The sequence below is a fragment of the Pseudomonas cavernicola genome (genome assembly GCF_003596405.1).
GTDB lineage: Bacteria > Pseudomonadota > Gammaproteobacteria > Pseudomonadales > Pseudomonadaceae > Aquipseudomonas > Aquipseudomonas cavernicola.
This window is the reverse complement of record NZ_QYUR01000008.1, coordinates 969,552-978,119: the sequence shown is the minus strand read 5'-3', so window position 1 is coordinate 978,119 and position 8,568 is coordinate 969,552. Positions and strand designations below refer to the sequence as shown.

9 protein-coding genes are annotated in these 8,568 nt (G+C 62.9%); 4 read left to right on the top strand and 5 right to left on the bottom strand.

Features of this window, described 5'->3' with window-relative positions; translation table 11 throughout:
• The 4 genes from D3879_RS26210 to dmpG form a co-directional block, all read left to right on the top strand.
• Window positions 1-568 (top strand): alpha/beta fold hydrolase (locus D3879_RS26210; protein WP_119957052.1); only part of this gene is annotated, 568 nt, incomplete at its 5' end.
• Window positions 565-1,356 carry a fumarylacetoacetate hydrolase family protein gene (locus D3879_RS26205; RefSeq protein WP_119957051.1) on the top strand — a complete coding sequence of 264 codons (792 nt, stop codon included), beginning with the start codon at window positions 565-567 and terminating at the stop codon, window positions 1,354-1,356. The genes D3879_RS26210 and D3879_RS26205, both read left to right, overlap by 4 nt.
• Before the next feature lie 2 nt (window positions 1,357-1,358).
• Window positions 1,359-2,267 carry an acetaldehyde dehydrogenase (acetylating) gene (locus D3879_RS26200; RefSeq protein WP_119957050.1) on the top strand — a complete coding sequence of 303 codons (909 nt, stop codon included), beginning with the start codon at window positions 1,359-1,361 and terminating at the stop codon, window positions 2,265-2,267.
• A 14-nt stretch (window positions 2,268-2,281) separates the two neighbouring features.
• Window positions 2,282-3,316 carry a 4-hydroxy-2-oxovalerate aldolase gene (gene dmpG, locus D3879_RS26195; RefSeq protein WP_119957049.1) on the top strand — a complete coding sequence of 345 codons (1,035 nt, stop codon included), beginning with the start codon at window positions 2,282-2,284 and terminating at the stop codon, window positions 3,314-3,316.
• A gap of 110 nt (window positions 3,317-3,426) precedes the next feature.
• Here the strand turns inward: dmpG and D3879_RS26190 are convergent, their stop codons facing one another.
• The 5 genes from D3879_RS26190 to D3879_RS26175 all read right to left on the bottom strand — a co-directional run bounded on the left by D3879_RS26190 (window position 3,427) and on the right by D3879_RS26175 (window position 8,545).
• Window positions 3,427-4,422, bottom strand: a complete 996-nt coding sequence (locus D3879_RS26190) for an IS110 family RNA-guided transposase (protein WP_119952286.1) — start codon at window positions 4,420-4,422, stop codon at window positions 3,427-3,429.
• Window positions 4,423-5,068: 646 nt separating this feature from the next.
• The gene (locus tag D3879_RS26645) at window positions 5,069-5,239 is read right to left on the bottom strand and encodes a hypothetical protein (RefSeq protein ID WP_158592130.1); all 171 of its coding nucleotides are present in this window, start codon (window positions 5,237-5,239) and stop codon (window positions 5,069-5,071) included.
• 165 nt (window positions 5,240-5,404) lie between these two features.
• Window positions 5,405-5,953, bottom strand: coding sequence for an ADP compounds hydrolase NudE (gene nudE / locus D3879_RS26185; protein ID WP_119957048.1), 549 nt, complete (start codon window positions 5,951-5,953; stop codon window positions 5,405-5,407).
• Between the two features lie 244 nt (window positions 5,954-6,197).
• A complete protein-coding gene (locus tag D3879_RS26180) occupies window positions 6,198-7,337 on the bottom strand; it encodes a helix-turn-helix transcriptional regulator (protein ID WP_119957044.1) in 1,140 nt (379 codons plus the stop codon).
• Between the two features lie 164 nt (window positions 7,338-7,501).
• Window positions 7,502-8,545, bottom strand: a complete 1,044-nt coding sequence (locus tag D3879_RS26175; RefSeq protein ID WP_119957047.1) for a 3-ketosteroid-9-alpha-monooxygenase, oxygenase component — start codon at window positions 8,543-8,545, stop codon at window positions 7,502-7,504.
• Window positions 8,546-8,568 lie beyond the last annotated feature (23 nt).

The following is an 8,568-nucleotide window of genomic DNA, read 5'->3' as shown; positions in this document are numbered from 1 at the left end:
CCGGCTGCTGGATGCTTTGGATATCCAGCGCTGCGTGCTGATCGGCAACTCCCTGGGCGGTGCCATTGCCATCAAGTTGGCACTGGACCAGCCGGCGCGGGTCAGCAAGCTGGTGCTGATGGCGCCGGGCGGGCTGATGGAAAAAGAGCAGTATTACCTGCAAATGGAAGGCATCCAGAAGATGGGCGCGGCCTTCGCCGCCGGTGAGCTGAACGATGCCGCGGGCATGCGCCGGCTGCTCGGCCTGCAACTGTTCGACCCGTCGCTGATCAGCGCTGAAACCGTCGATGAGCGGGTCAGCGTAGTCCTGCAACAACCGCGTTGCGTGCTGTCGAGCATGCAGGTGCCGAACCTGGCCAATCGCCTGGGCGAGCTGCAATGCCCGATCCTCGGCTTCTGGGGCATGAACGACAAGTTCTGCCCGGCCAGCGGTGCGCAGACGATGCTGGAAGCCTGCCGCCACATTCGCTTCGTCATGCTCAGCGAATGTGGGCACTGGGTAATGGTCGAGCACCGCGAGCTGTTCAACCGCCAGTGCCTGGACTTCCTCGCGGAGGCCAGACCATGAGCGAGGACCTGCGCCGTCAGTATGGCGCCGAGCTGTACCAGGCCCTGAGCAGCGGCACCACCCTGCAGCCGCTGACCACGTGTTGGCCGCAGATCAGCATCGAGGACGCCTACCACATCTCCCTGCACGTCGTTGAGCAGCGGGTGGCGGCGGGCGATGCCATCGTCGGCAAGAAGATCGGAGTCACCTCCAAGGCGGTGCAGCAGATGCTCGACGTGCATCAGCCGGATTTCGGCTTCCTCACCCGGCAGATGTGGTTCGCCGAGGGCGCGGCGATTTCCCTGTCGACCAACAAGCTGATCCAGCCGCGCGCCGAGGGCGAGATCGCCTTCCTGCTCAAACATGACCTAGTCGGCCCGGGCATCACCGAGCAGGACGTGCTGGACGCCACGGAGTGCGTGATGCCGTGCTTCGAGATAGTCGATTCGCGCATCCAGGACTGGCGCATCCGCATTCAGGATACGGTGGCGGATAACGCCTCCTGCGGCGTGTTCGTGCTCGGCGAACAGCGCCTCGACCCGCGCCAACTGGACCTGCCGAACCTGCGCATGCAGGTGTTCAAGAACGGCAGCCAGATCAGCGAAGGCCTTGGTTCCGCGGTGCAAGGCAACCCGCTGACCGCCGTGGCCTGGCTGGCCAACACCCTCGGCCAGTTCGGTATTCCGTTCAAGGCCGGTGAAATCATCCTGTCCGGTTCGCTGGTGCCGCTGGAGCCGGTAACGGCCGGCGACTGCTTCGAGCTGACTATCGACGGCCTGGGCAACGCCCGGGTGTCCTTCGAGGAGTGAAAATGAGCAAGAAACTCAAAGCCGTGATCATCGGGCCGGGCAATATCGGCACCGACCTGCTGATGAAGATGCGCCGCTCGGAGTGGATCGAGCCGGTCTGGATGGTCGGCGTCGACCCCGAATCCGAGGGCCTCAAACGCGCCCGCGAATTCGGCCTGAAGACCACCGCCGCTGGCGTCGACGGCCTGCTGCCGCACGTGCTGGACGACGATATCCGCATCGCCTTCGACGCCACCTCGGCCTATGTGCATGCCGAGAACAGCCGCAAGCTGAACGAGCTGGGGGTGATCATGATCGACCTCACCCCGGCGGCCATCGGCCCCTACTGCGTACCGCCGGTGAACCTCAAGGCACACGCTGAAAAGCTCGCGATGAACGTCAACATGGTCACCTGCGGTGGCCAGGCCACCATCCCCATGGTCGCCGCCGTGTCGCGCGTACAACCGGTGAGCTACGGCGAGATAGTCGCCACCGTGTCCTCCGGTTCGGTGGGGCCGGGCACCCGGCAGAATATCGATGAATTCACCCGTACCACCTCCGGTGCGGTGGAGCAGATCGGCGGCGCCAAGCGCGGCAAGGCGATCATCGTGATCAACCCGGCCGAGCCGCCGCTGATGATGCGCGACACCATCCATTGCCTGACCGAAGGCGAGCCGGACCAGGCGGAGATTCGCGCCTCGGTGCTGCATATGGTCAAGGAAGTGCAGCGCTACGTGCCGGGCTACAAGCTGATCAACGGGCCGATATTCGACGGCAACAAGGTCTCGATCTTTATCGAGGTCGAAGGGCTTGGTGACTATCTGCCCAAGTCCGCCGGCAACCTCGACATCATGACTGCCGCCGGCCTGCGCACCGCCGAGATGTTTGCCGAAGAGGCGCACAACGGCGCGCTTCAGTTGCCCGCCCGCTAAGTGGAGAAGAATCGATGAATTTGCACGGTAAGAGCGTCACCCTCCATGACATGAGCCTGCGCGACGGCATGCACGCCAAGCGTCATCAGATCTCCCTGGAGGAAATGGTCAAGGTCGCCAGCGGTCTGGATGCCGCCGGCATCCCACTGATCGAGGTCACCCACGGCGACGGCCTGGGCGGCGCCTCGCTGAACTACGGCTTCCCGGCCCATAGCGACGAAGAGTATTTCGCCGCGGTGGTGCCGATGATGAAGCAGGCGAAGATCTCCGCGCTGCTGCTGCCGGGTATCGGCACGGTCGAACATCTGAAGATGGCCCACGACCATGGGATATCTACCATTCGCGTGGCGACCCACTGCACCGAGGCGGACGTGTCCCAGCAGCATATCGGCATGGCCGCGAAGATGGGCCTGGATACCGTCGGCTTCCTGATGATGGCGCACATGCTCAGCGCCGAGAAACTGCTGGAGCAGGCGCGTTTGATGGAGAGCTACGGCGCTAACTGCATCTATTGCACCGACTCGGCCGGCTACATGCTGCCGGATGAGGTCAGCCAGAAGATCGGTCTGCTGCGTGCCGAACTACGCCCCGAGACCGAGGTCGGCTTCCACGGCCATCACAATATGGGCATGGCCATCGCCAACTCCCTGGCCGCGATCGAGGCCGGCGCGGCGCGTATCGACGGCTCGGTGGCGGGCCTCGGTGCCGGTGCCGGCAATACGCCGCTGGAGGTGTTCGTCGCGGTGCTCAAGCGCATGGGCGTGGACAGCGGCGTCGACCTCTACGCAATCATGGACGTGGCCGAGGATCTGGTGGTGCCGATGATGGATCAGCCGATCCGCCTCGACCGCGACGCCCTGACCCTGGGCTACGCCGGGGTCTACAGCTCCTTCCTGCTGTTTGCCAAGCGCGCTGAACAGAAGTACGGCATCTCCGCTCGCGAACTGCTGGTGGAGCTAGGTCGGCGCGGCACCGTCGGTGGCCAGGAAGACATGATCGAGGACCTGGCGTTGACCCTGTCGCGTGCGCGGGGCGTGTTGCCGACTTGAGTGGCTGACAGCTCCAAAGGGAGTCGCCGTGCGACTCCTTGTTGGGCATCGCCTGCGGCTCAGCACCAACCTACGGGAGCTGCGTAAAACCGTAGATACTCTGTTGGACGTCAAGCTTCAGCCAGATGGATTTTGCTGAATAGCTTGCTGGAGTCGAAGGGTTCGCCCAGTTGGATGCAAGCCCAAAGCCCGGTCAGGTACTTGCGCATGACGGCGCATACGGCCTGTATTTTCTTTTTGCCACGGCGTTGTAGGGACAGGTAGAAGGCCTTGGCGTTTGGGTCATGTCGTACCGCGCTCAGTGCCGGCATGTAGAGGGCGCTTCGTAGATAGGCATTACCCGCCTTGCTCAGCCGTGAAGCCTTATTGACGCTACTGCCCGATTGGCACAGGCGGATATCTAGCCCGGCATAGCGACTGACTTGCGGCGCCTTCAGATGCTGGGGCAGGACACTGAGTTCAGCCAGTAACGCAATAGCACTGGCAACGCCAACACCTTTGGCTGCCAGCAGATGCTGAAACTGACTGTTCAACACGGCGTCCTCGGCAATCAGGCGCTGTGCAGCGTTGCTGAGTCGCTCGATGCGCTGATCCAGCCTCTCGACCGCTTCAACTTCGTCTTCAATCAGCAGCGCCAGCGTGTCACGTTTGGAGCGCAAGGCGTGCAGGCGGTTCTTGGCTTGTGTACGGGTCGCGGTCAGCCGATTGATTTGTCGGCCGATGTCACGCAGCGCCATACGGAGGGTATCCGGCGCAGTCCAAGGGGCTGGCGTCATCCGCTCGGCGTACTCGGCCAGGAGGGCCGCGTCTAGCGGGTCGGTCTTGCTTTGCGCCAACTTGAGTTGGGCAAAGTGGTGGAAGCTTTTGGGGTTGATGACAGACACGACGATCCCGGCCTTGCTCAAGGCAACGGCCAAGTCCAAGTAGTAAACGCCGGTGGCCTCCATCACGACTTGGACGGCTTCTAGCGCTTTAATCCGCTCCACCGCCTGGGCGTGCCCCTCGGGCGTTTGCTGGATGTCCAGCTTGCCCCGCGTGCGACCACCCTTTCGCCATGCCAAGACAACTGTCTTGGCACCCACATCCACACCGACAAATACGCTCATTGTTTTCATCTCGCCCGGCATTTGAGCAACAATAGCTACCGGTTCCCCGACCTCGCACTTCTTGCCGCTGCAACCTTGTGATGCGAAGTCCACCTCAATGAGCTGGCTTCCGGATACTCCACGCGGTGGGCAATGAGGCGGGGGGCCAATCTACGGACGAGGTTGAGTGTGAACTCACCTCCAGGTTGGAACGGCCTCCCCAGTAACTGCTTCTCTGCGTCAAGCGCAGGGCCTGAAAGGCTAACCCGGTTGACGGAAAACAACATACAAGGTTGGTGCTGAGCCGCAGGCGATGCCCAACAACCGGCCTGGAAGGCCGGGCTCTATTTGCTTCCGGGAATCCAATTAAACCCAGCACTGCCGACGCCGATCCGCTGGGTTTCGCCAAGAAGCGGCTCTACCTTGACTCAGAAATAACGGTCAGCACACAGGGCCTTTGCTCTTGTAGGAGCGAGCTCTGCTCGCGATGCTTCAGCCGGCCCCCCGCAGTTCGCCAGCGAGCTGGCTCCTACGAAAAGCCCCACCAACCTCATCCCGTCGGACTGAGCATTGCGAGCGATCGGGCTTGGCAGAAAAGCATCGCGGGCATGGCCCGCTCCTACGAGGGCCTACGGTCGATTGTGTGGCGGGCCCATAAAACTGACTCTCAGGGCAGCAACTGGTGGATGGACGGTGCGGGCATAAAACAAGATCCGGCGTAAGCCTGGCAGGCAGTCATTCCCGCCAGCCGGTAGGGCTGGTCTTTCAGCAGCAGGCTCAGGGTTGCCGTGCTGCTGGCGGAGACGAGGATCAGCAGAGCTATCGTGGTTTTTTTCATGGCGGGCCTCGGCATCTATGGGCCGCCGCAGTCAGGCTGTCTCGCCGCTGGGGCTGGCGCTAGGCTTTGTTGTTGTGGAGCCACCTTAGAAGGGCCGCTCGCGGCGGACTTCGTCCGAATGGACTAGACGCCAGAGGAGCCGATTAATGGTCTTGTGCGTGTGCCTCAGCCACGTCGGGCTAGGGCGCCCAGGGCCATGAAAAGCGCGGCGATTGCGCGGGCCTCGTGCAGTTCGCCACGGGCGACCAGTTCGGGAATCTGCGCCAGCGGCAGGCGGATGAGGTCCAGCGGTTCGGGTTCGTCGCCGGGCAGGTAGCAGGGGCTCAGCTGTTCGGCGAGTACCACCCGATAACGGTGGCACAGGTGGCCGGGCGCCAGGGTCAGCTCGCCCAGCTCGGTGAGGCGTTCGGCGCGCAGGCCGACTTCCTCGATCAGTTCGCGTTGTGCCGCTTGCAGGTAATCCTCGTCGGGCTCGGCGCCGCCCTTGGGCAGGCCGAGGACTTTGGCCTCCACCCCCACCGCGTATTCACGCACCAGCAGCACGTGTTCCGGATCGGGCATCGCCACTAGCATCACCGAGCGGTAGCCGGTGCCGCGCAGGCGTTCGTAGACGCGTTGTTGGCCGTTGCTGAATTGCAGGTGCAAGGCCTCAATCTGGAAGTAGCCACTTTCGGCCAGTAGTTCGGTTTTCAGGATGGTCGGACAGGTCCGCATGGCTAGGCCCCCTGCGCTTGGGGAAGGCGTCTCGGTTAGTGCACTTTGCGCGCCGGCGTCCATGCCGCCATCGTCCAAGCGGACTAGCAGACCGTTTTCAACCGTCTGCTCATGGAACTCGGGGTAGGCTGGGTAGAGCGAAGCGAAACCCAGCGCTGCTAGCGTTGGCCCGCTGGGTTTCGCCAAAATCGGCTCTACCCAGCCTACGGACCACGACTGGCAAACGAATTATCCTGGCGGGCGGCTAGCCGAGCGTCGCCACGCTGCGCAGGATCAGCCGTACCAGCATGGTCTGGCGGGTCACGCCGGTTTTGGAGAAGGTCGAGCGCAGGTGCGCGCGTGCGGTGTTGCGGCTGATGCCCAGCTCTTCCGAGGCTTCGTCGAGAGTCAGGCCGTTGGCCAACAGCATGGCCAACTGGGTTTCGGCCGGGGTGAAGTCGAACAGCGCGCGGACGATCTCCTGGGGGGCGCTGGACTGCTGCTCCGGGTCGCTGATAAAGATCACCACCGCCGGGCACTGCTTGCCTTCGCTCCAGGCCGACAGCGGCACCGAGCGCACTATGATGCCGAGATCCGCCCGCCCGGACGGCCGCTGCACGCGCAGGGCCTCGACCACCGAGGGGTTGTTGCTCTTCTGCGAGAGCAGGGCCTGTTTCACCAACCGGCGGAATTCCTGGGTGTCGCGGGCGGTGCCAACCTGCAGGCCATCGTTGACCAGCTTGAGGCCGTCCTTGTCCTGGATCAGGCGGTCGGCGACCTGGTTGGTCTGCAGCACCTTGCCCGTCTCGTCGAGGATGATGGTGCCGACCGCCAGCTGGTCCACCGCACCGGCGTAGAGGTTGCGTTCGGTCTCGATGCGGTTGAGCTGCATGTGGATCTTGATCGAGCGCTCAAGGTGCGGGATGAATTGCGTGAGCAGGGCCTTGTCTTCGCTGCTGAAGGCCGGGCTGGCGCGGCCGCGGCTGATGCGGATGCGGCACTGCGCGCCGTCGCAGGTATTGATGTCGGCGCCGAGGATGTGGAAGACGTCCCCCGGCTCGAGAAAACTCTTGTAGAACTCGGAGTTCAGCCAGTCGTCCTTGGAGACGAACTCCTCGAGGGTGACGACTTGGCGGTTGGGCAAGCCGACGAAGGGGTCAAGGGTGAAGAAATACTTATTGTACGAGGCGATCCCCTCAACCACCTCTGCTGAGGTGCCGTTGGTGGTGACCATCAGACCTTCCACCTGCGCGCTCGGTGGGCGCAGGATGAAGGTGACGTACTTGCTGTCCAGGTACAAATTGAGTTGGTTGAGAAAGGTCGCCCAGGGGATGTTCTCCAGCGGCCCCTGGTAGAGATTGCCGAGCATCTCGCTGAACGTCTCGAGACTGAGTGTGCGAGCCATAAGGGGTACCGTTTTTTATTTTTATGCTGTAGCGAACACTGAGCATAAGCGCTGTCTTCTGCCGAGTGCAACGCCCTGGCTAGAGAGCTGGATAGATGGCGGCAGGGGGTGCCGCCATCCCGACTCAGGCGCTGTTTCCAACGCGGCAGTTGTTGCGCAGGAACTTAGGCGAATTCGCGCGCGCGTACGGCGAAGGTCTTGCGCTCGTTGACCTCGGCCGGCAGCTCGGCGACGTCGGTGTAGAACTGCTGGTACCACTTGCGCAACTGGTAGACCGGGCCGTCGCCGTCGCACAGCAGCGGGTTGTCGACGCGGGTCTTGCTGTGCCAGATCGCCACGTCTTCATAGAAGGCTGCTTGCGCCTGCTCTACGTAGGCCTTGGCCATGGCGCTGTTCTGTTCCTCGCTGAGGCCGGGGATCTTTTTCACCAGTACGCCGTAGCGCAGGGTGAAGCTGTGCAGGTCGATCGGTACGTGGCAGTTGAGCAGGATCGAATGGATCGGCTGGCCGTTCATCTCGCCGGTCATTTCGGTGATCTGGTAAGCCGGGCCGAAATAGGTGGCCACGGTGTTCAGTTCGCTGTCGCCCGACAGCCGTTCGCTGCGCGCGCACATGATCTGGGTCGCCATATGACGCTCGAAGACGTTACTGAACGCCTCCACCGGGGCACCATGCACTGTGCCGAAGTGCGCCATGTCAGCGACGTTGTCGATCAGTTCGCGGCAGTTGGTCGCGATCTGCAGCTCGGCGACTTCCCACTCGGCCCACTCGTCGCTGTAGCTGGCGTCGATCCGCGGGATGCTCTGCTCGGCGATCGGTGAGTTGCCTTCTGGATCGTTCCAGACGAACAGCAGTTGGTTCTCTTCCAGGATCGGCCAGCTCTTGACCTTGGCTCGTGGCGGGATGCGTTTGGCATAGGGGATGTCGTCACACACGCCGTCGGCGCCCCAGCGCCAGGCGTGGAAGGGGCAGCGCAGGGAGTTGCCCTCGACGCAGCCCTGGCTGAGATCGGCGCCCATGTGCGGGCAGTAGCCGTCGAGAATATGCAGCTCACCGTCTTCGCCCTGGAAGGCCACCAGACGGGTACCGAATACGTCCAGCCGATGGGCCTTGCCGTCGCGGTATTGGGCGGCCAGGCCGAGACAGTGCCAGCCACGGGCGTAACGGTCTTCCAGTTGTCTCGTTTCGATGCGATGCAGGGTGCTCATCTTGTTGTTCTCCGGGGCGTTCC